The sequence below is a fragment of the Collinsella aerofaciens ATCC 25986 genome (assembly GCF_010509075.1).
Lineage (GTDB): Bacteria > Actinomycetota > Coriobacteriia > Coriobacteriales > Coriobacteriaceae > Collinsella > Collinsella aerofaciens.
In genome coordinates, this window is the sequence record NZ_CP048433.1 from 1219924 (window position 1) to 1241821 (window position 21898).

Annotated in this window: 18 protein-coding genes and 5 tRNA genes; 3 read left to right on the forward strand and 20 right to left on the reverse strand. The window is 58.8% G+C overall.

Annotation, left to right across the window (positions count from 1 at the left end; all coding sequences use genetic code 11):
- Window positions 1–36: 36 nt before the first annotated feature.
- The 14 genes from GXM19_RS05625 to disA form a co-directional block, all read right to left on the reverse strand.
- Window positions 37–112: transfer RNA gene (locus GXM19_RS05625), tRNA-Trp, on the reverse strand.
- A gap of 13 nt (window positions 113–125) precedes the next feature.
- Window positions 126–275, reverse strand: a complete 150-nt coding sequence (gene rpmG / locus GXM19_RS05630) for a 50S ribosomal protein L33 (RefSeq protein ID WP_022093895.1) — start codon at window positions 273–275, stop codon at window positions 126–128.
- A 278-nt stretch (window positions 276–553) separates the two neighbouring features.
- On the reverse strand, window positions 554–1744 hold the full coding sequence (tuf, locus tag GXM19_RS05635) for an elongation factor Tu (protein WP_035137538.1): 1191 nt from the start codon (window positions 1742–1744) through the stop codon (window positions 554–556).
- A gap of 96 nt (window positions 1745–1840) precedes the next feature.
- A tRNA-Met gene (locus GXM19_RS05640) sits at window positions 1841–1917 on the reverse strand.
- A 3-nt stretch (window positions 1918–1920) separates the two neighbouring features.
- A tRNA-Thr gene (locus GXM19_RS05645) sits at window positions 1921–1996 on the reverse strand.
- 10 nt (window positions 1997–2006) lie between these two features.
- Window positions 2007–2088: transfer RNA gene (locus GXM19_RS05650), tRNA-Tyr, on the reverse strand.
- 744 nt (window positions 2089–2832) lie between these two features.
- Window positions 2833–4683, reverse strand: coding sequence for a DUF262 domain-containing protein (locus GXM19_RS05655; protein ID WP_040359003.1), 1851 nt, complete (start codon window positions 4681–4683; stop codon window positions 2833–2835).
- Between the two features lie 401 nt (window positions 4684–5084).
- Window positions 5085–5159: transfer RNA gene (locus tag GXM19_RS05660), tRNA-Thr, on the reverse strand.
- 224 nt (window positions 5160–5383) lie between these two features.
- Window positions 5384–6061 (reverse strand): NYN domain-containing protein, encoded by a 678-nt coding sequence (locus GXM19_RS05665; RefSeq protein ID WP_006234978.1) that lies wholly within the window; start codon window positions 6059–6061, stop codon window positions 5384–5386.
- Between the two features lie 3 nt (window positions 6062–6064).
- On the reverse strand, window positions 6065–6973 hold the full coding sequence (gene rlmB, locus GXM19_RS05670; protein ID WP_006234977.1) for a 23S rRNA (guanosine(2251)-2'-O)-methyltransferase RlmB: 909 nt from the start codon (window positions 6971–6973) through the stop codon (window positions 6065–6067).
- A gap of 255 nt (window positions 6974–7228) precedes the next feature.
- Complete coding sequence (gene cysS / locus GXM19_RS05675; protein ID WP_006234976.1) at window positions 7229–8695, reverse strand: cysteine--tRNA ligase; 1467 nt, start codon at window positions 8693–8695, stop codon at window positions 7229–7231.
- 3 nt (window positions 8696–8698) lie between these two features.
- Window positions 8699–9193 carry a 2-C-methyl-D-erythritol 2,4-cyclodiphosphate synthase gene (gene ispF, locus GXM19_RS05680; protein WP_006234975.1) on the reverse strand — a complete coding sequence of 165 codons (495 nt, stop codon included), beginning with the start codon at window positions 9191–9193 and terminating at the stop codon, window positions 8699–8701.
- Window positions 9183–9911 (reverse strand): 2-C-methyl-D-erythritol 4-phosphate cytidylyltransferase, encoded by a 729-nt coding sequence (gene ispD / locus GXM19_RS05685; RefSeq protein ID WP_006234974.1) that lies wholly within the window; start codon window positions 9909–9911, stop codon window positions 9183–9185. The genes ispF and ispD overlap by 11 nt, the downstream gene beginning before the upstream one ends.
- Window positions 9911–10951, reverse strand: coding sequence for a DNA integrity scanning diadenylate cyclase DisA (gene disA / locus GXM19_RS05690; RefSeq protein WP_006234973.1), 1041 nt, complete (start codon window positions 10949–10951; stop codon window positions 9911–9913). Before disA ends, ispD begins: the two co-directional genes overlap by 1 nt.
- A gap of 248 nt (window positions 10952–11199) precedes the next feature.
- Here disA and GXM19_RS05695 point away from each other — a divergent pair, with 248 nt between their 5' ends.
- From GXM19_RS05695 to GXM19_RS05705, 3 genes are all read left to right on the forward strand, one after another.
- Complete coding sequence (locus GXM19_RS05695; protein ID WP_006234972.1) at window positions 11200–11778, forward strand: manganese efflux pump MntP; 579 nt, start codon at window positions 11200–11202, stop codon at window positions 11776–11778.
- A gap of 128 nt (window positions 11779–11906) precedes the next feature.
- Window positions 11907–12377: a helix-turn-helix domain-containing protein gene (locus tag GXM19_RS05700; RefSeq protein WP_006234970.1), complete on the forward strand. Its 471-nt coding sequence runs from the start codon at window positions 11907–11909 to the stop codon at window positions 12375–12377.
- Between the two features lie 3 nt (window positions 12378–12380).
- Window positions 12381–13685 carry a type II toxin-antitoxin system HipA family toxin gene (locus tag GXM19_RS05705; protein ID WP_040358999.1) on the forward strand — a complete coding sequence of 435 codons (1305 nt, stop codon included), beginning with the start codon at window positions 12381–12383 and terminating at the stop codon, window positions 13683–13685.
- Window positions 13686–13811: 126 nt separating this feature from the next.
- Here the strand turns inward: GXM19_RS05705 and GXM19_RS05710 are convergent, their stop codons facing one another.
- The 6 genes from GXM19_RS05710 to GXM19_RS05735 all read right to left on the reverse strand — a co-directional run bounded on the left by GXM19_RS05710 (window position 13812) and on the right by GXM19_RS05735 (window position 21624).
- Window positions 13812–15269: an aminoacyl-histidine dipeptidase gene (locus GXM19_RS05710; protein WP_006234967.1), complete on the reverse strand. Its 1458-nt coding sequence runs from the start codon at window positions 15267–15269 to the stop codon at window positions 13812–13814.
- A 148-nt stretch (window positions 15270–15417) separates the two neighbouring features.
- Window positions 15418–15939 carry a type II toxin-antitoxin system VapC family toxin gene (locus GXM19_RS05715; protein WP_006234966.1) on the reverse strand — a complete coding sequence of 174 codons (522 nt, stop codon included), beginning with the start codon at window positions 15937–15939 and terminating at the stop codon, window positions 15418–15420.
- Window positions 15936–16289 (reverse strand): type II toxin-antitoxin system RelB/DinJ family antitoxin, encoded by a 354-nt coding sequence (locus GXM19_RS05720; RefSeq protein WP_050766116.1) that lies wholly within the window; start codon window positions 16287–16289, stop codon window positions 15936–15938. The genes GXM19_RS05715 and GXM19_RS05720 overlap by 4 nt, the downstream gene beginning before the upstream one ends.
- A gap of 123 nt (window positions 16290–16412) precedes the next feature.
- Complete coding sequence (locus GXM19_RS05725) at window positions 16413–19055, reverse strand: ATP-dependent Clp protease ATP-binding subunit (protein ID WP_006234964.1); 2643 nt, start codon at window positions 19053–19055, stop codon at window positions 16413–16415.
- A gap of 185 nt (window positions 19056–19240) precedes the next feature.
- On the reverse strand, window positions 19241–19834 hold the full coding sequence (locus GXM19_RS05730; RefSeq protein WP_006234963.1) for a DUF2798 domain-containing protein: 594 nt from the start codon (window positions 19832–19834) through the stop codon (window positions 19241–19243).
- Between the two features lie 221 nt (window positions 19835–20055).
- Entirely contained in the window at window positions 20056–21624 is a 1569-nt protein-coding gene (locus GXM19_RS05735; protein WP_203572360.1) for a threonine/serine exporter family protein, read from the reverse strand.
- Window positions 21625–21898 lie beyond the last annotated feature (274 nt).

Here is a 21898-nt window from a genome sequence, read left to right on the forward strand (position 1 = left end):
CGTAAGCCCCCAATTGGGAGCTTACGGAATAATGACTGGCACGCCAGGAAGGACTCGAACCCTCAACACTCGGTTTTGGAGACCGATGCTCTACCAATTGAACTACTGGCGTATGTGACTAGAGACTAGCGAGTCTCTTTGTGCAGCGTGTGGTGACGGCACCAGGGACAATACTTCTTGATCTCCATACGATCAGGCATGGTCGACTTGTTCTTGGTGGTCGTATAGTTGCGGCGCTTGCACTCAGTGCACGCAAGAGTAACTAGAGTTCGCATGTATCCTGACCTTTCATTTCCGCCCCGTACGGGCACGAGTTGATACTTTATCAGCTCTACGTAAGTGCTGTCAACGAAAACCTCGAATCAATTGGTTCTCGGTGAACCCATTCATATTTGGAACACATCAATGGAGCCAACGAGATCTAATCGACGGTGCACCCAGGACCATTATCGATCCTCTCGACACCAGCAACGGCTCAATATCCATTGCAGAAAAGAACCCGGCACCCATATAAGTGCCGGGTTCTCTAAGTCAGCTATATCAAAGAGCTAATTTACTCAATGATCGTGGAGACGATGCCCGAACCGACGGTGTGGCCGCCCTCGCGGATAGCGAAGCGCAGGCCCTCCTCCATGGCGATCGGGTGGATGAGGTCGCCCTCGATGGTGATGTGGTCACCAGGCATAGCCATCTCGGTGCCCTCGGGGAGCTTGACCGTACCGGTAACGTCGGTGGTACGGAAGTAGAACTGAGGACGATAACCATCGAAGAACGGGGTGTGACGGCCGCCCTCCTCCTTGGTCAGAACGTAGATCTCGCCGGTGAACTTGGTGTGCGGGGTAACCGAACCGGGCTTGCAGAGAACCTGGCCGCGCTCGATGTCCTCGCGCTTGATGCCGCGGAGCAGCAGACCGACGTTGTCGCCAGCCTCGCAGAAGTCCATGGACTTACGGAACATCTCGATACCGGTAACGACGGTGTTCTGGGTATCCTTGATGCCGACGATCTCGACGGGCTCGTTGAGCTTGAGCTCACCGCGCTCGACACGGCCGGTAGCAACGGTACCACGGCCGGAGATGGTCATAACGTCCTCAACGGCCATCAGGAACGGGAGGTCGTTGTTACGAGCAGGCGTCGGGATGTACTCGTCGACAGCCTTCATGAGCTCGCGGATGGCGTCCATCCACTTGGCGTCGCCCTCGAGAGCGCCCAGAGCGGAACCACGGATGACGGGGATGTCGTCGCCGGGGAAATCGTACTCGGAGAGGAGCTCACGGGTCTCCATCTCGACGAGGTCGATGAGCTCGTCATCGTCGACCATGTCGCACTTGTTCAGGAAGACGACGATGTAGGGAACGCCGACCTGACGGGCGAGCAGGATGTGCTCGCGGGTCTGAGCCATGGGGCCGTCGGTAGCGGCGATGACCAGGATAGCGCCGTCCATCTGAGCAGCACCGGAGATCATGTTCTTGACGTAGTCAGCGTGGCCCGGGCAGTCAACGTGAGCGTAGTGACGGGCAGCGGTCTCGTACTCGACGTGGGAGACGGAGATCGTAATGCCGCGCTCGCGCTCCTCGGGAGCCTTGTCGATGTTCTCGAACGCAGTGAAGTCAGCCTTGCAGCCCTCGGTCTCGGAGAGAACCTTGGTGATGGCAGCGGTCAGCGTGGTCTTGCCGTGGTCGACGTGACCAATGGTGCCGATGTTAACATGCGGCTTAGTGCGCTCAAACTTCTCTTTGGCCATAAAGCCCTCCTCTAAACAGGTCGTCCCCGGACGGGACTTTGCCTTTATACCATAGTGGCCTCTCAACATACTATTGAGAAGCCACCGTGTTACCTATGGTAGCGGTGACTGGATTCGAACCAGTGACGCCACGGGTATGAACCGTGTGCTCTAACCAACTGAGCTACACCGCCGGATGGAGCCTGCAACCAGACTTGAACTGGTGACCTCTTCGTTACCAACGAAGTGCTCTACCGACTGAGCTATACAGGCACTTGACGGGTGGGAGCTATAGGATTCGAACCTATGTAGGCATAGCCAACGGGTTTACAGCCCGTCCCCATTAACCACTCGGGCAAACTCCCAATCGTTCAAGTATCCGCAGGTCCTTTGGTCTTTTGGACCGCCGCCCCCGCGAACGAAGAAGATAATACGATGCCACCTTGGGGGCTGTCAACGAAAACCTCTAGATACACGGTGCCGGGCGTATCTACATACCTTTGACCTGCGGTTTTGCTGAGTTTGGATATGGAGGACGGTGAATTTGCATATAGCAGTGACATTTCCCGAGGGAACACTTTGGCGTAGTGGAGTGAGCCTGCAGAATGATTACTTCGATAACGACTCATTTGCACCTATATATAGGTCGAGATCGGGCTTCCCAGACAGATTCGAGCGTGGATTATCTCCCGTTTGAAATCGAGCGTGGATTATCTCCCACTTTTGGCGTGCCACTGGGCCCAAAGTGGGAGATTATCCACGCTCATTCACTAAGCGGGAGATTATCCACGCTCGTATGTCCGATAAGCCACGCTCGACCAGAATGACTTGGACCGGCCCGGCCTTTATCTCAATCTGTAACATCTAGAGAATATTTTCTCCCCTATCTGTTACAGATTGAGATACTACGCAGTAGCCCCGACTTCCGTCTCATTCTGTAACAGTAAGAAAGGTTTTCAGCCTCTTCGTGTTACAGATCGAGATATTACCCGCCAACCCGTCTTAACATCTCAATCTATAACAGCTTGAAGAGAAATACCGGTCTAGATGTTACAGATTGAGATTGAATCGTTTGGGCCGAATGTCCCCAAGATATTGGCTGGAGGTCACTAGAACTCAATCTCGTCAAAGTCAAAAGCTTTCAAAGTGAGTCCAACGAGCTTGTCTGTGCGCTCCTGAATCTGCTCGCTGGTCCAGGTATCCGTGTTTACCAACTCGTCGTTCAGGTTCAACCCGTTGCGGTATCCGACGTTCGCCCCGTTCGCATCCTTGCGGTCTCGCTTGGTCACAAAGGGCATGTTGCTCAGCTTTGAGTTATATCCGGTGATAGTCAGATTTCCAAGCGTATGAACCTGCTTCTCCTGCACCTCAATCGCCCTGGAAACGTCGCCGTCCGCAACCATCTTCACCCATTCGTCGGGAATGTTCTTACCTTGGGGAAAGATGTGCTCGATTGTCCAAACGTAGTTTCCGGAGTCATATCGATCCCAAAGTGGCTTCATCTCCTTCGTAACGCTCGGTGATGCAATAACGGTCAGGATGTAGCGCGTCATATCGGGATTGACATCGTAAATCGGCCCTTCAAGACGTTCTTTGAAGGAAGCGTCACTGGCAGACACGTCGACGAGGCGCTTCTTGATGTATTCCGCGGCCGCAATGCCCTTGAGACCCTCGCTTTCGAGGCTCTCGCAAATACTGATGAAGAGCCTCTCCAGGTCACGCGTGGGAGGCGTATCGGTAAGGTTGCGTCGGACAAAGAAGCAGACAAGGAGCTTAACAAGAAGCGCGAGGGTTTCATCTTTTAGCTCCAACTGGTCCTGCTTCTTGAAAAGGAACAGCAGCATCAGGTAAGATGCGACGCCCTGCGCTCTCGAAAGCTCCAAAAGCTGATGCGAAAGCTCGGAATCCGGGCTCTCTTGATCGAGCCCAATGATCTTCGAGTAGAGTGCGGAATTCTCGGTCAGCTCGTCCAACACCTTAAGGGCGCCGTCATCGGCTTCCATCCGCTTCTCGTAGATTTTCAGAAGGTTGGAACGCGTGGCAACGGAACCGAGGGGGAGTTGGGAACCTGATTCGCCGATAAATGGCTTATTTACCTCCCGGCGGAAGGCATCGTAGTTCTGGCGGAAGAAGCGCTCCTGCGTCTTGTAGTCATCGCCGAGATTGCGGAGCACTTCCTGCCAGCGTTCAAAGTAATAGTCGAGCCGTCCGTCATCCACCCCGGCAACCTTGCCGAGAAGCATGTTTTTGATGAGGTCAACGGCGCTCAAGGGGACACCGCGGTTGTTAAGGGACGCGAACAGGGTATAGGCGTCCGCATGGCTATCGACGGTAATCTGGACCACGACTGCGGAGCACACCAGCTTGCAGATATCAAGCAGGGCATGAACACATTCGATCCCGCTCCCGTCTTCAACTTCCTCGCCCAATCGATCGTAAAAATAGTTGAATGCCTTAGACATCTTTCTCAGACCGAGGAACTTCGGCTTTTGCATAACGACGTCTAAACCGATATGTTCCTTCAAGATCCAGCGGTAATCCTCAAGGTTATGATTCTGAACCTGAGGAATAACGCGCGTCCTCGACTTGTCGGATTTCAGGATAAGGCGATTGCGCAGAGGGCGGACATCGTCCAGCATCAGGTCATCGTCGATAGAATCCTTATGCTCCATAACGCGAGCGTAGATGGCAGCAAGGAGAAGGCTGAGCGTCGTCAGGCGTTGCTGGCCATCGATGACTTCATAGTGAATGGTATCCATCTTGGAATTCACAGTCCCGTTCACGACAATAAACGAGCCCAGGAAGTATCCGGCATCGTTTTGGGTGATATCGTCATAGAGATTCGCCCAATCGCGCTGATTCCAAGTGTATTCGCGCTGGTAACGAGGAATGTCATAGATTTTTAGCATATCGGTCGACAGAATATTGGCAACCGTTGGGTCCTCTACGCTATTAATCATCATGAGTCCTTTCAATCACCTTGCTCACAAACGACGGGAAATCCTTGTCGCCCTTGACTTCTCGCGCCGAATTAAATCTAGACTATAGTAATACCCATGGGCTACAGGAAAGAGCGCCGCGCACGGCGCGCGATCTTTCGAGAGGCAGCATCGGAGCTCTCGGCACCTTGGTCACTTTCCACCCTATCCCAGTTGGAGAAACAAAGCCCAAAACTCTAATGGAGACAGCAACTGTAAGCTTTGCTTTTCCTGCTTCGTTGCACGCATTTATGGACATTGGACATCGGTCACAAAACACACATAAATGCAATTCCGATTTAATTGTTGCATGTTTGTTGCATGAGCTGTTGCATGAAAATGCAAAATCGGGAGCCATACGGCCCCCGACCTGCGAAAACTCATGGAGCCAGTGACAGGAATCGAACCTGCAACCCACTGATTACAAATCAGTTGCGCTACCGTTGCGCCACACTGGCACACTTGGCGCTTTCACGCGAAGCCAGTTAAGAATAAAGGAATTGCGGACGAGGCGCAACAGACCCTTTGACCGACCACATCTCAAAACCCTTCGTCAGAACGAATAGTTTTATCTGCTCGCCAGAACCAAAAACTATTCGTTTTGGCGAGGCCGGCCTGCAACCCACTGATTACAAACCAGTTGGTTGGTCAATCGAGAAAGCAGCCCCCATTGAAGGTCTACCTACCTCCCGCGCAGGGCCTTGAGCTTGGCCAGGGCATCGGGGCTCAAGCGGCTGCCCAGGGTCATCTTGATCTGCGGAGCTTCCTCTGCCTCGTGAACGTCGTTATCGATCTGTTTGATCTCGTCCACCAGCATGCGGCTCGAGATGCGCGTAACGCCCTTGCCCATGACGACGGCCTGGATCGTGCCGTCACTCGACACCACGGAGCACGCGCGGCCTTCCTCGCGCGCCTCGATGCAGAGCTTCTGCACCACGGTATCGGCCGATACGCCCGTCGGCGAAAACTCGATACGCACGCCACGGGCCGGCAGGTTGGGGCGCTCGCTGGAGATATTGCCCGCACCGTCAAACACGATTACGGCCTCGTAGCGGCCCTGGGCAAACGCGGCAACGTCGTTGATGAGGGCGGTGCGCGCCATATCGTGGACGTCGCTGGAATACGGATCGTCGGAATGGTCGTAGACGAGCTTTTCGTAGCGCGGCGTGCAGTGAATCACGTTGTAGCCGTCGACCACCAGCAGCTCGGGCTTATTGGAATGCACTGTCGAGACCGGGTCGGCGATAGCCTGCGCAAACGCATTGCCGCCCACGCCATAGGTCGCGGCCGAAACAATCGGCTTGGCCGAGCCCTCGCCAAAGCGCTTGGCCTTGGACTTGGCGCGGTTCTTCTTGGACATGCGCTACTCCTCCCCCATGAGCTCGCCGGCGTTGCGACGCAGCCACTCAAAGCATAGCGCCGTGGTCGCCTGGGCAACATTGAGGCTCTCGGTCATGCCGCGCTGGGGAAGCTTAGTCAAAAAGTCGCATTTCTCGAGCACAAGACGCGAGATGCCGTCGCCCTCGGAACCCATGACGAGCGCAACGCGGCCCTCGAAGGGGGCGTCCCAGCAACTGCCTTCGGCGCGCTCGGAGGCGCCGCTCACCCAAAAGCCGGCGGCCTTGAGGTCATCGAGCGCACGGGCGATATTGGGAACCTGCGCGATGGGCAGGTGCATGACGGCGCCAGCAGAAGTCTTATAGCTGCCGACGGTCACACCGGCGGCGCGCTTGTTGGCAATGATGACGCCCGCCGCGCCCACGACCTCGGCGGAGCGCACGATGGCGCCAAAGTTGCCGTCGTCGGTCACATGGTCGAGCACGACGACGAGCGCCGGACCGTCGCCCGCACGGTCGAGGATATCGGCAACATCGGCATAGGGGAAGTTGCCAACCTCGAGCGCAATGCCCTGGTGAGCGCCATGGCTCGACAGCGCATCGAGCTGCGCGCGCGGCACATACTTAATGCGGACGCCCGCGGCGTTGAGGTCATCGACCAGACGAGACAGGGCGGCATCGCGCTCCCCGCCCTCGGCAATGAGCGCGCACTTGACGGGAAAGCCGGTACGCAGCGCCTCGGCGGCTGCACGACGACCTTCGATAAACTCACCCTTGGGAGCCTGAACGTTGTCGCGGTTGCGCTGCGGACGTGCGGCCTGGGTACGATCGCGCTGGCCCTTGGGAGCGGCAGCGCGATCGTAACGGCGAATCGGACGCGAGCCAGAAGCAGCCTGCTTGCCGCCACGAGGCGTACGCTTGCGATTGTCGGCCATAAAGCGACCTCCTAAATACAACTATCAAACGAAACAAATAGACCGACCGCCCGAGGTGCGGCAGATTGCCTTGAAAGAGGAGGGCATAGACCTTGAGGTCATGCCCGACGATTGAAAGGCAAGGTGCCGTGGCTCGGGCGGTCGGTACGGGTTTTCCAAGTGCCCGAGATTACCGTGAAAGAGGAGCGACGCGTACTTGAGTACGCGAGCGACGGTTTGAACGGCAAGGTCGGGCGCTTGGGAAACCCGAAGGGATTAGAGAGTCTTAATACGGGTGCCCGCGGCAGTATCCTCGATCGTCAGGCCCAGGTCCTTGAGCTGGTCACGGATAGCGTCAGCCAGGTCCCAGTTCTTGGCGGCACGGGCCTCGGCGCGGGCCTCGAGAATCTTGGCAGCGGCCTCGTCCACGTCGTCACCCGTGTAGGCAACCAGGCCGGCGGCAACGCCCAGCAGGCCCAGCGGCAGCTCGACCTTGGGCTCGGGGAGCTCAACGCCAAGCGTATCGAGCAGCTCGGCCAGCGTGTCGGCGGCAGCAAGCGCGGCGGCCTTGTCGGCAGCGTCGCCTGCCTGCTCCAGATACTGATTGCACTCGGTGACAAAGCCAAAGACAGCACCCATGGCACCGGCAGTGTTAAAGTCGTCGTCCATGCACTCCATAAAGGCGGCGCGGGTCTCGGCGGCCTTGGCGGCAAACGCCTCGGATGCTGCCTCATCGGCATCGGCCGTCGCATGGTTCGCGGCCCAGCGCAGGTTCTCGACCGTACCGGCGATACGCGTGAGCGAATTCTCGGCACCCTCCAGGCGCTCCCAGGAGAAGTCGAGCGGCGAGCGATAGCTCGTCTGCAGCATCAGCAGGCGCAGGGCGGCAGCGGAGTGCTGCTCGAGAACCTCGGCCAGCGTAAAGAAGTTTCCGAGCGACTTGGACATCTTCTCGCCGTCAACCAGCAGCATGCCCGTGTGCATCCAGGTGTTGGAGAAGCCCTGGTGCCAGGCGCAGGTGGCCTGAGCGCACTCGTTCTCGTGATGCGGGAAGGCAAGGTCGGAGCCGCCGCCGTGGATGTCAATCGGAGTGCCCAGGTAGCGGTGCACCATGGCGGCACACTCGGTGTGCCAACCGGGACGGCCCTCGCCCCAGGGGCTCGGCCAGCTGGGCTCGCCCGGCTTGGCGGCCTTCCACAGGGCAAAGTCGAGCGGGTCGTTCTTGTCCTCGTTCTCCTCGATGCGCGCGCCAACCATAAGGTCGTCGATGTTGCGGCCCGAGACCTGACCATAGTTGGGATCGCTGCGCACGGCAAAGTACACATCGCCGTTATCGGCTGCGTAAGCGTGGCCCTGCTCGATAAGCGTCTTGATCATGGCGATCATGGGGCCGATCTCCTTGGTGGCGCGGGGGCGCACATCGGGATCGAGCACGTTGGCGGCGCGCATGACGCCGATGAACTTGTCGGAAAACTCCGTCGCGACCTCGGCAGCCGTACGGCCCTGCTCGTTGGCGCGCTTGATGATCTTGTCATCGACATCGGTGAGGTTCTGGGCGAACGTAACCTCGTAGCCGCTCGCGATGAGCCAGCGACGAATCACGTCAAAGCTGATGAACGTGCGGGCGTTGCCGATGTGGATGTTGTCGTAGACCGTGGGGCCACACACGTACATGCGGACCTTGCCGGACTCGATGGGCTGAAACTCTTCCTTTTTATGGGTAGCGCTGTTGTAGATACGCATTCGTTACTCCTTAACGGTTTTCTGTAGCAGGCAGACGGCCCAGGCGCCGATTCCCTCGCCTTGGCCTTCCCAACCGAGCTTTTCGGTCGTGGTGGCGGCGACGCCCACATTTTCGACGTCAACGCCCAGGGCATGGGCAAGGTTGGCGCGCATGGCATCGCGGTGCGGGGTGATCTTGGGTTGCTGACAGGCAATGGTGCAATCGGCATCGACAAACTCAAAGCCCAGCTCGCGCGCATAGTCCATCACGCGAGCGAGCAGCACCATCGAATCAGCACCCTCGTAGGCAGGATCAGTGTCGGGGAATAGCTTGCCGATGTCTCCCCCGCGGCAGGCGCCCAGAATGGCGTCGGCCAAGGCGTGCGCGAGCACATCGGCATCCGAGTGGCCCAGCAGGCCGCGCTCGTAGGGAATGTCGACCCCACCGATGATACATCGACGCCCCTCCACCAAACGGTGGACGTCGTAGCCGTGGCCAATGCGCAGGTTACTGAACATGGGGAAGGTCCTCTCCCTCGGCCATGCGACCGAGCAGAATCGCGGTTACGGGACGCAAATCCTCGGGCACCGTCACCTTAAGGTTATCGCGCGGGCTCTGGACACAGCGGACGCGCCCGCCCATGCGCTCGATCAGCGATGAATCGTCGGTACCGATAAAGCCCTCGGCGATAGCAGCGGCGTGAGCGCGCTTCATGGCGTCGACGCTAAAAATCTGCGGCGTCTGCGCGGCCCAATAGAGCTCGCGCGGCGGCGTCTCGACGATATTATCGCCGTCGACGATCTTGAGCGTGTCGATCGCGGGCTGACCGCACACGACACCGTCGAGCGAGCGGTCACCCATGAGCACGTCGATAGCGTGGTCGATGGCCTCGGTCGTAATGAGCGGACGAGCGCCATCGTGGATGGCGACATATTCGAAACCCGCCGGAACCGCATGCACGCCGGCACGGGTGGAATCCTGACGGGTATCGCCGGCATCGGCAAAGCTGATGGGCGTGTCATAGTCAAACGGGTCGATGGCAAGGCGGCGCATCTCGGCACGGCGCTCGGCAGGACACACCACCACGATGTGGCCGACCTTGTCGCTCCGGTCGAACGCGCGGATGGACCAGCTCATGAGCGGACGGCCCGCCACGTTAACGAGCTGTTTGCCGCCGGGATTTCCAAAGCGCTGGCCGCTGCCACCGGCAACGACCACGGCGCATACGGGCGCCATTATGCGTTCCCCTGTTTGGTGCCCTTCATGCGGTACAGCGAGTCCGCAAGAATGGCAGGGTTGTTGACGCCAAAGTCGCCCAGGCGCTCCGGATCCTCGCTAATGTCGTCCATGAGCTCCTGCAGCGAGCCATACTCGTCGACGATCTTCTCGGCCACGCCGTCGCGCACGACGGACACGCGCGAAAGCGTGCGCAGGCCCAGCGGCGTCATGACGGAGTCCTCGTCCAGGTCGTCGTAACCCAGAACTGCCGCTACGTGCTGCGGGTCGGACAGGTCCTTAGGCGTCATGCGAGCGAGCTCTGCACGAATCTTCTCGGCGTTTGCCTCGGAGGAATCGCTCGCGTAGTCGCGGATCATCAGGTCGTATTCGGTATCCATGCTGGAACCGGCGAGCTGCTCGAGCTGCATCTGCACGAGCTTGCCCTGGTTGCCCAGCTTGACGATGCAATCCTTAAGCTCGGTCTTTGCCTGCTGCATGATCTCGAAGCTCGAGAAGATGCCAGTGATGTCGGCGAGCGTGACGTAGTCGTCCAGCTCGAGTGCCGTCAGGCGCAGCAGGGAGCGATCGAGCGACTGACGAGTAGTCTGGAGCGTGGCGACGAGCTGGTTGACCGAGCTCATGATGGTGGTGACGGGCTGGATCTCGTAGCTCTTGCCGTGAACGTACACGTTAACGACGGCACGACGGGCCGAGACCGAGATCACGATGGCATCGGTGAGCACCGACATGCGAGCGGCGGTGCGGTGACGCATGCCCGTCTCGCTCGTGGCAAGCGAGGGATCGGGATTGAGGTGGAAGTTGGCGCGCAGGATCTGGGTGAGGTCGCCGTCGATGACGATGGCACCGTCCATCTTGGAGAGCTCGAACAGACGGTTCGAGGTGAACGAAATGTTGAGCGGGAAGCCGTCGTTACCGGCAGCGAGCACGTTTTCGGTGTCGCCGACGCAGATAAGGGCGCCCAGGTGACCGGCGATGATCATGTCGAGGGCAGTGCGGATCGGCTGACCAGGTGCCGTCAGGCGGATGGCCTGTTCCATACGCTTTTGCAGCTCGTTCTTATCCAAGGCATCGCTCCCATCGTATACGCTCCATAAACGCTAAATAGTTTCTCACGGTTTGTCCCCGCGGCGCTTGCGAAATCCGATGCTTACAGAATGAGCGAACACCGCTTAGGTAGCTCATTTGGGACGAGGCTCTCTTGACTGCTCGTGTGGTAGCATCGGGTCTCATATAAATGAGGGAGTAGTCGCGTAATCGGGCTCGCCCGCAGAGAGGGAGCCAGACTATGGGACTCGCAGAGCTTGTGTTGCTCGCTATCGGCCTTTCTATGGACGCTTTTGCCGTATCCATCTGCAAGGGCCTTGGCATGAAAAAGATCAACCTTAAAGTCGCCGTAGTGCTCGGCCTGTTCTTTGGCGGCTTTCAGGCCGGCATGCCCGTAATCGGATGGGCGCTCGGCAGTCAATTCATGGGCATCATCGGACCCATCGACCATTGGATCGCCTTTATCCTTTTGGCCTTTATCGGCGGCAAAATGCTGTGGGAAGCCTTTACCGAAGACGAGGATGGGGGCGACGGCAAGGATGCCGAAAAGATTGACCTGGCAGAATATCTGATTCTTGCCATTGCCACCTCGATTGACGCCCTAGCCGTAGGTATCTCATTTGCCGCGCTCTCGGTTGACATCGCGCCCGCCGTATCGCTTATCGGCGTCACAACGTTTATTTTCTCCGTCGCCGGCGTAGCGATCGGCCACACCTTTGGCGCGCGCTACGAAAAACCCGCCACCATCGTGGGTGGCGTCGTGCTCATCCTCATTGGGCTTAAGATTTTGCTTGAGCATCTGGGGATTTTGGCGCTGTAACGCCAAACACAATCGCTCAAAACTCAACGCCAGCACAAGGCCTCATGCAGAGTTTTGCATGAGGCCTTTTCGTGCAGACTTTTGCATGTCATACTGATATGCAAAAGCCTGCACGTTAGGAGATCGCCGTGGATACCCTTCCCATCACCACACCGCGCCAAGCTGGCATCTACGTGCGCCAGGCACGCGAGGCGCAGGGAATCACCCGTGCGGCCCTCGCTAAAAAAGCCGGTGTTTCGGAGCGCCTGCTCGCATCGCTCGAGCTAGGAGACGCCACCGGCATTCGACTCGACAAGCTATTGGCAATTTTCAATGCTCTCGGACTGGCGCTCGCCGCTCAAGGGGATATCGCTAAAACGAATAACGAGCAACCAGTCGACGCCCCGCATGCTGATTTGCAACCTCGTAGCACCCCCAGGCGCCATCACGCTCAATGTTTTCACCATCGCAACCGTCGCAGCGCAGCCATTCCGACTCTCGCAGATGTCCCCTTTACGTCCGAGCTCTACGACAAGGCCTTCGCCGATTTCGCCATGTCCAATCTCGGAGTCTCGATTGCCGCAAACCCATCTGCCCAAACCAGGCCTAAAGGGAGGTAGCCAATGGCCACCACATCGCTTCGGACTATTATTTGCGGTGCACCCGCAGGAACGCTCATGCAAGATGAGAGCGGTCTGGTCAGTTTTGTCTACGATCAAGATTATGACGGGCCAGCCCTATCGACCAACATTCCCGTATCAAATCGCACATACGGCCAACAGGTCATGAATCCGTACTTGTTTGGCCTTCTGCCCGACAGCGAGGACCAACGAAAAGCGATTGCTGCCGAATTCGACGTTAGACCCAACAATGCCGTTGCGCTGCTCAGCCATATCGGACTCGACTGTCCGGGCGGAGTGCAGTTTTGCGCCGAAGAAGATATCGACGCCGTCTTGCATCGCACTGGCGAATACCGCCCTATAGACGACCACGAGATTGCCTTGCGCCTCAAGTCGATCAGAGATGACCGCGAGGCATCGTGGATGGGCCTAGATGAAAGTTGGTCACTTGGAGGCAATCAGGGCAAGTTCGCTCTCGCACTCATAGACGGTCGCTGGTGCGAATGCGTGGGCTCCTCGCCCACGACGCATATTTTCAAAAATGGCGTCATCGGATTTAAACTTGAGGCTCTTAATGAGTTTGTCTGCATGAAAAGCGCCCAGCGCGCGGGTATCGCAACGGCGAACGTTGAGTATCGCTTATTTGAGGACGAACCCGCCCTCATTGTTGAGCGCTATGACCGTGTGAAAGTCAAAGACGGAACAATCATGCGTCTACACCAAGAAGACCTCTGTCAGGCTCTTGGAGTGATGCCCGCTCAAAAGTACACGGCAGACGGCGGCCCGACCGCACGCGACATTCAAGAGCTCCTCGTAACTACGAGCCACCATCAACTTAACCTGCATCTGTTTACGCAGATACTGTTCTTCAACGCCATTATCGGCGCACCGGATGCGCATGCGAAAAACTATTCCCTGCTCCTTGGAAACGGCGGCACAGCTATGATGGCCCGTATGTATGACGTTGCATCGGGGCTGGCATACGAGCGCATGCGCCGCCGGGCGCGCCTTGCCATGAGCGTTGGCGGCGAAAATCGTGTGGGGCGCATCGGTCCAGGCGCTATCCGCCGATACCACGGTATGGGTGACCCCGCATTGGAAGCGGCGCTCACCGACGCCGGGCTATCCGAGAAGTTTTGCTTTGCGACCATGATGGACCTCGCCTACGAGGTACCCATTTGTATGGAAGAGGTCATGGACGAATACGCTAACCTGCCCGGCATGGCGGACCTGCGCGAGCATATGCTCGGCCCCGTCCGTGAAAACTGCCAGCGCACCCTCGACCTCATCAAGGCGGATATGGGCTAGGTGGCCGCAAATTCCCATTTCCCGAAAGAAGAGAGGGGGCACCCGTCGCAAAAGCTCGGATGCCCCCTCTCGTAATGTCATCTGCAATCCGCTAGCACGTGACTCGGACTGCTGCTAGCGCAACCTTTACGCGGCAAGGCGCTTGAGGACGTCGATGAGCAGCTCGTAGAAGCGCTCGGCAGAAGCGAGCTCCATGCTCTCGTCCGGGGTATGGACATCGGAGAGCGTCGGGCCCACGGCGATGGCGTCCAGGCCGTGCAGGGCCTCGGCGAACAGGCCGCACTCAAGGCCGGCGTGGATGGACTCGATGCGCAGCTCGGAGCCAAAGAGCTCGCGATAGCTCTCGACAAAGACGTCGCGGACCGGCGAATGCTCGGCATAGCTCCAGCCGGGATACTCGAACTCAAACTTGGCGTCGAAGCCCAGGACATCGGCCAGCGTCTGCAGACGGTCCTTGAACTCGTTCTGCAGCGAGGTGATCGAGGAGCGCGGGGACAGCATAATCTTGACCTCGTCGTCAGAAGTGGCAACCACACCGATGTTGGAGGAAACCTCGACGGAGCCGTCGGTAGCGACGTTGCGGCGAATCACGCCGTTAGGGGCAAGACGCAGGGCGCGGATGAGGGCAAGCGCGGACTTCTGGTCCATGGCCTCGACCTCGGCGTCGTCGGCAATCTCGACGGTGCAGGTAAAGCCGGGGTCGAAGACCTCGAGCTCGGCAGTGACGTCGGCGATGATGCCCTTTGCAATCTGGGCCGCGGCCTCGGCGGCAGCGTGGTCGGCGTAGACCAGAACAGCCTTGCACTCACGGTTGATGGCATTGTCCTTAGTGCCGCCGTTAAAGCTGACGATGGCGGGCTCGCCGGCAACCATCAGGCGGTCGATGATGCGGGCCATGATGAGGTTGCCGTTGCCGCGCTCCAGGTTGATATCGCTGCCGGAGTGACCGCCCAGCAGGCCGGAGATGTCGAGCGTGAGGGTGCTACCGGTCTTGTGCTCGCGCGCGATCGGGCAGTTGTAGGTAACGACGACGCCGCCGGCGCAGCTGACGGTGGCAACGCCCTCTTCCTCGGAGTCAAGGTTAATCATGGTGCGGGCGCTAATCTGGGACTTGTCGAGCGTCTCGGCGCCGACCAGGCCAGTCTCCTCGTCAGTGGTGAATACGCACTCGAGGGCGGGGTGAACGATCGAATCGTCGTTGAGGACAGTGAGCATCAGAGCGACGGCGATACCGTTGTCGGCGCCCAGCGTGGTGCCGTTAGCGGTGAGGACGCCGTCCTTGACGACCAGGTCGATACCGTCGGTCGTAAAGTCGTGCTCAACGGAGCCCAACTTGTCGCACACCATATCGATGTGACCCTGCAGCATCACGGTCGGAGCATGCTCGGCGCCGGCAGAAGCGGGCTTGCGAATGATGACGTTGTAGACCTCGTCCTGGTACACATCGAGGCCGCGCTCCTTAGCAAACGCAACCAGGAAATCGCTGATGCCCTTCTCGTTGCCAGACCCACGGGGGATCGCGCTGACCTCCTCAAAGAAATGGAACAGCTGGGCGGGCTCGTAGCCGGTGATCTTGTAATCCATGGTGCCTCCTTGGCGCAACTGGTTAGACAGTAAGACATGCGACTTGTATATTCCCAGACTTTGCGTGCATAAACCAGTCGAAAACGCCGAGCGCCCTCGCATCATCGGCTAACGGCGGGGAAACGCCACTTTATTAAGATAAAGCAGGTTAGACGGGCTGCGCCGAAGGGACGTTGGACCCTTCAACCAACCTCAAAGCTTGATCAACGTTTATGCATACGCCATTGGTATGTTTAATGAGGTTTTTGTCCTCCGTCACGACGTAATCGGCATCAATGCGATTGGCGACGCCCAGCATCAGGTCGTCCTCGAAGTCGTTGTGATGATACTTGAACACAAAGGAGTCGAAGACCTCGTCTGCACCGACCGGCGCGATGAGGGCGAGCTCGCGCATCTGCCGAACGCATGCCCAGGCCGTTTCGTCCGCCGCCGCAATGGCGTTATCGCTCAGCGAACCATTCTTCCTTCGGCACTCCCTCTTAATCGCCGCCGAGACAAGATACGAGACATCTTTGACCGAAAGAGACGAGGCAAACAGGGCAATCTGCTCCGAGACATCGGCAATCTCGAATAGACGGGCGACATCCGCTGTCCGGTCCGACCTTCCAGAAAAGTAATCCATCCATACGTTGGTGTCGATAAGCAACTTGAGAATGCCGTCTGCACTCATAGCTCCACCCACTCGGGATAGCGCTCCGCCATTGCTTCCTCATAGAGGTCATCGTAGTCACCCGAGAACTCAGGGATGGGAATGCCGTATTTGAGGCACGAATCGCGAACGATATGGCTGCCTTGCGCGGCCCTTGACTCCATGGGCTCCACTCCGTCAGAAACCGGAGCCGCCGCGTCTCCCTTCGAGGGCATGCGTCCGTTAACGACCAGATACTCCCAAAGTGTCCGAACGGCTTGTGACGGCGTCATGCCAATATGGGTCAGGACGGCGTCTCCTGCCTCTTTGAGCTGGCGATCTATACGCACGTTCATCTGAACTGGCCGCGTATCGAGCATTGATGTAGGCATATCAGCTCCCTTGCTATACGGTATCTCAGTTTTAGTATAGCACGGCAGATCGAAGCGCATTTCAATAGAAATGGGGGCGCTTCTTTATCGGAAACGCCCCCGTTATACAAGCTATGTTAATCCCTACAGCGCGCCGGAACCGGCTTGCATCATGCCGCCGGGGCCTGAGGTCACGCCGCCGCTCACGGGCGCGGCGTTGCCGGTGTGCGGTGCCGCCGGGGCGGTATCGCCCCCGAGCGCACCTGCCGGACGCGGCGCTGGAATCTCGCCTGTGCCATGGCTAAAGACGAACTTGCCGTCGGCCACGTCGCACAGGACGGTATCGCCCTCGCCCCACTCGCCGGCCAGCAGCTCCTCGGACAGCGGGTCCTCGATGAGCTTTTGGATGGCGCGGCGCAGCGGACGCGCGCCGTTGGTGAGGTCGGTGCCCTCGGCCACGATCTTGTCGTAGGCCGCATCGGTGAGCTTGATATTCATGCCATTGGCGATCAGGCGCTGACGCAGGTCGTCCACCAGCAGGTGCGCGATCTTGGTCAGGTTCTCGCCCGAAAGCTTCTGGAACACCACGATGTCGTCGATACGGTTGAGCAGCTCGGGGCGGAACAGGCGCTTGAGCTCGCCCATCGCACGGCCCTTAATCTCGCTCGAGGTAAGGCCTTGCTCGCCGGTGGTGCCAAAGCCAACGCTCGCATCCTGCGCGATCTCGCGGGCGCCCACGTTTGACGTCATGATGATCACGGTGTTGCGGAAATCGACCGTCTTGCCCTGGCTATCGGTCAGACGACCCTCCTCCAGCACCTGCAGCAGGATGTTGAAGATGTCGGGATGTGCTTTCTCGATCTCGTCGAACAACACGACCGAATACGGGTGGCGACGAACGGCCTTGGTAAGCTGGCCGCCCTCGTCGTGACCGACGTAACCAGGAGGGCTACCGATGAGCTTGGAGACCTCGAACTCGCTACCGAACTCGGACATGTCGAAGCTGATGAGCGCGTCCTTGCTGCCAAAGAGATACTCGGCGAGCGTCTTGGCGAGCTCGGTTTTGCCCGTGCCGGTAGGGCCCAGGAAGATAAAGCTGCCGCCGGGGCGACGCGGATCCTTGAGCGGCGAGCGGCTGCGGCGCACGGCCTTGGCAACGGCCTCGACGGCCTCGTCCTGACCGATGATGCGCGTCTTGAGCACGCTTTCGGCCTGCAACAGGCGGCGGCTCTCGCTCTCGGTGAGCGAGGACACCGGCACGCCCGAGGTCACGGACACGATGTCGGCAATCTGGGAGACATCGATGGTGAGCGGGCTGGCGTCGAGCTCGGCCGTCCAGGCAGCCTTGGCCTCGGCGAGCTCAATCTCGGCGGCCTTCTGCTGCTCGGTGATCTCGGCAGCCTTGTTCATGTCGTCGCTCTCGGTGGCCTCCTGCGCGGCGGCCTTAAGCTCCTCCACGCGATGCTCGGCCTCGCGCACCGGCTCGGGCGCGCGGTTGGCGGCGATGCGGGCGCGGGCGCCGGCCTCGTCGATGAGGTCGATGGCCTTATCGGGCAGGAAGCGATCCTGGATGTAGCGGTTGGAGAGGTTCGCGGCGGCCTCGATAGCACCCTGCGTATAGCGCACGTGATGGTGCTCCTCGTAGCGCGGCTTGAGCGCGGTCAGGATTTTGACCGTGTCCTCGACACTCGGCTCCTCGACATCGATTGTCTGGAAGCGGCGCTCAAACGCCGGGTCCTTGGTGAGGTACTTGCGGAACTCCTCGGCCGTGGTGGCACCGATAATCTGGAAAGCACCGCGCGCGAGCACCGGCTTGAGCATAGAGCTCGCATCGATAGAACCCTCGGCAGAACCGGCACCGATGATGGTGTGCATCTCGTCGATAAACAAGATGACGTCGTCGGCTTCGGTTGCCTCCTGGATCACGTTCTTGAGGCGCTCCTCAAACTCACCGCGATACTTGGCGCCCGCGACAAGACCCGGCAGGTCGAGCGTCCAGATGTTCTGGTTCATAAGATTCTCGGGCACATTGCCGGCAGCGATCTGCTGGGCCAGGCCCTCGACGATGGCCGTCTTGCCCACGCCGGGATCGCCCAGGATAAGCGGGTTGTTCTTGGTGCGGCGCGAAAGGATCTCCATCATGCGCTGGACTTCCTTTTCGCGGCCAATCACGGGATCGAGCTCGCCGTCGCGCGCCTTTTGCGTGAGGTTAGTGGCGAACTGCTTGAGCGTTTCGGTGCCGCTCCCCTTTTGCTGGGAGGCATCCGAGCCGCTAAAGAACGGCAGGCCCGCACCGGGACGACCGGCGCCGGCTCCGGCGAGCGGACGCTTCTTGTCCTGATCCTTGGCAGTAAGCTTTTCGATGGCCTTTTTGATAGAAGCAGATGACACACCCAGGCGCATGAGAATATCCATGGCCATGCCGTTGCCCTCTTCGACGATGCCGATGAGCAGGTGCTCGGTCGACACATATGTCTGGTTGTTCTCACGCGCCACGCGGAAGGAGCGCTCCATCACGCTAATGACGAGCGGCGTAAAGGCAAGCTTGGCAGCCTCGGTCTCCTCGCTGGGCTCGGGAACCGTGGTCTGGACCTCCTTGAGGGTGTCCATGATGTCGTCGTAGGAGATATCAAGCGAGCGCAGCGCCTCGGCAGCGATGCCCTCGTCCTCCTTGGCGAGTGCGAGCAGCAGGTGCTCGGTGCCCACCTTATTTGAGTGCAGATCGAGCGCCTCTTGTTTGGCCATGGACATGACCTTGCGCGCGCGATCGGTAAAACGGTCTAACATGCTAGTTCCTCTTAGACGAGCTAGTTTTTCAAACGCAAAGCGCCGCCCCGCGGCAGCGCTTTGGTCTCTTTACCCATATGGAGTATATGTTAACCGTTGGGACCTTTTCCGTACGGAGCCGCGCGACAACGTCTACAAAAAAGGAATCGCTCCGGTCTGTTTGGGGGTCTGGTTTTGAGCGTTGCCTAGCAGGCAGGCTCGACGTCCATGCCCTCGGAAATGTTGGCAACCTCCTCGGCAGCGGGAGCACCCGGCATGTGCACGAACTCCATGTGCGGCTCTTCAAAGACGGTCCCCATGGGGAAAGCGCGGCGGAAGACAAAGCGAGCAACCGGACCGGCCACCAGCAGGTTCCAGGGCAGGGCCATGATAAAGTTGCGCGGAATGTTAATGAGCCACATCATCGGCAGCGCCTGCAAATTGGCAAGCGGGCCGCCGGGCATATGGAACAGGCCTTCGCACGCGCCGTAGAGCGACATGATGATGACCATGGGAACGACCATGCAGGAGCTGACGGCGAGCGTCATAGCGAGCGGCGAGCTCTTGCCCGGAGTAACCAGGAACTTGAAGGCGAAGCCTTTGGCCAGCGGGCTGGCAACAAACCAGTCGCAGCACATGGCAAAGACGTAGGCAACGGGGAAGCCGAGCCATGCAGCGGCAACAACCTCGCCGTTGATGGCCCCATGCTGCAGGGCAACGTTGTAGATGCTCATCCAGAGCACCATGCAAAAGCACATGATAAAGGTGAACAGCAGGCTCTCTCGTTTGTTGATAGGCATAAAGGGCGAAATCCTTTCTGTTTTGCGCCGCAACGCCACGCAACAAAAATGGGCGGGCGAGATGGAGTTACTTGAACTTCATCTCGCCCGCCCGTGGTACGTGCGTCTGCGACTACTTATGTGGTGGAACTACCCTAACACGAACGGCGCGCGCTTCGTAAGCGTTGAGTTTGTGGAGATGCGAGGCGCACTTGATCCGTTGGGACGTCCCCAACGACTAATTAGCTGGTGTGGCGCCAGCGAGGGTCGGTGAGGGTTCTCGCCACACCCAGGCCAACGGGCAGAAATGCCACGATGAGCACTGCACGCACAAACCAGCCGAGCATATTGACCGTGTCGAAGGTGCACATGTAATACATCGAGCGATACAGGTACAAGCCCGGCACCATAATGACAATCGATGGCACCGTGAGGGCGATGCGCGGGTAGGTGAGCTTGATTTCTGCCAGGCTTGCCAGCAGGCCCGATACGAGCGCCCCGATAAATGCAGCCGCCTCGGGAGGCATGCCTACGCTCAGGCCCAGGAAGGGTAGCATCGTCGGCGCATCGACGAGCGTAAGGCGCAAGGTATTGGACACGGCGCCGATGAGCCCTGCCGCCGCGGCCATCTTTACCGGGCTGTTGAACATAACCGAAAAGCCAAATACACCGACAAAGCTCATCAGTATGCGCAAGAGCGTAAGAGCCAACGGTGAGAGGCCGAGCGGGGCGAAGTCATCCGGCGCCAGGCCGACACACTCGGCAACCATCCAACCTACGAGGGTCGCCATCACAATAATTGACACAGCATACGAAAGACGCTCGATGCCGCTTCGCATATCGAGCTTTGCGATGTCGAGGCCTGCCGTAATGAGGGGAAAGCCGGGAATCACAAAGAGCATGGCGCCGATATAGCCTTCTTGGTGCGACATTGCCCCCGGAATGACCTGGCCAAGGCCGAGCAACGCCAGCAAATACGAGATGCAGGCCAGCGCGACGCCAAACGTCAACGCGCTAAACTGGCCGAGGCCCTGCTTGAGGATATGAGAGCGGGCAAAGTTTCCGACGCCCGCGCCCGCGAACGCACATGCCATCTCAATGGGACCGCCACCAAGTAAAAAGACAAAGGCGCCACAGGCGCAGGCCGCCGCAAGGCCCTGTTGCCAAGGCGCGTAATCAGGTTTTGAACTCTCAACGGTCTTGAGCATCTCGTGATACTCATGCACCGTAAAACGGCGGCCATATGTCTCGATTTCCTTTAGGAAGCTCTCCATCATCCAAATGCGATGGGTATTGACGCCCGTTGTGGGCAGGCTGACAACCTCGTTAAAGCAGTGGCCGCCTTCGATGCAGGTGCACTCAAACGACAGGAGACTTAAGTCAACGTGGACGGTGACACCAAGTACGGCGGCGACGCGGTTCATGGTATCGCGTACACGCCAGGCACCCGTTCCGCTCGCGAGCATAAGCATACCGGTGCGGCAGATGATGGATGATTTGTCGGTAAGCGGTGCATCGACGGCAAGCTCATCACCCGCGGTCACGATCTGTCGCCAGTCAGTTTTCATATGGAGCGCGCCGGCACGGACACCGTGGTGCATGGGGGCTCTCGAAAGCAGCGAGTCAAGGCGCGAAGGCTGTGGGGGCTCCACTGATTCACCCTCAACCTCATCAGCCTCTTCATCGACTAGATCAAAGGAATCAAGCGGCGCTGGCTCGCGACGGTCAATCAGCTCCTCGTCCTCATCATCAAAGTAATTGAACTGATCGAGCATGTCCTCTTCAATCGCGCGCTCGCTCGCATCGTCCATCCCGGTGCTCCCTTCCTGTCGACTAACCCCCATCCTAGACAGCGACGGCTAAAGGAAACATAAAAGAGACGGCTGTCGTGCGAGCCATGCGCGCAATAGCCGTTGAGTAGTCGTTTAAGAACGTCCCCAATGACTACATCGATGTTCTAAGTATCAATCAAGTCAACGCCGCAGGTAGAGGACGGACAGTGAGCGACGTCCAGCTTGACGGCCAAGGCAACGCCGATGTTTTGGCAACGACAGCGAAAGCCCGCCAGAGCGAGCAAGGTGCCTT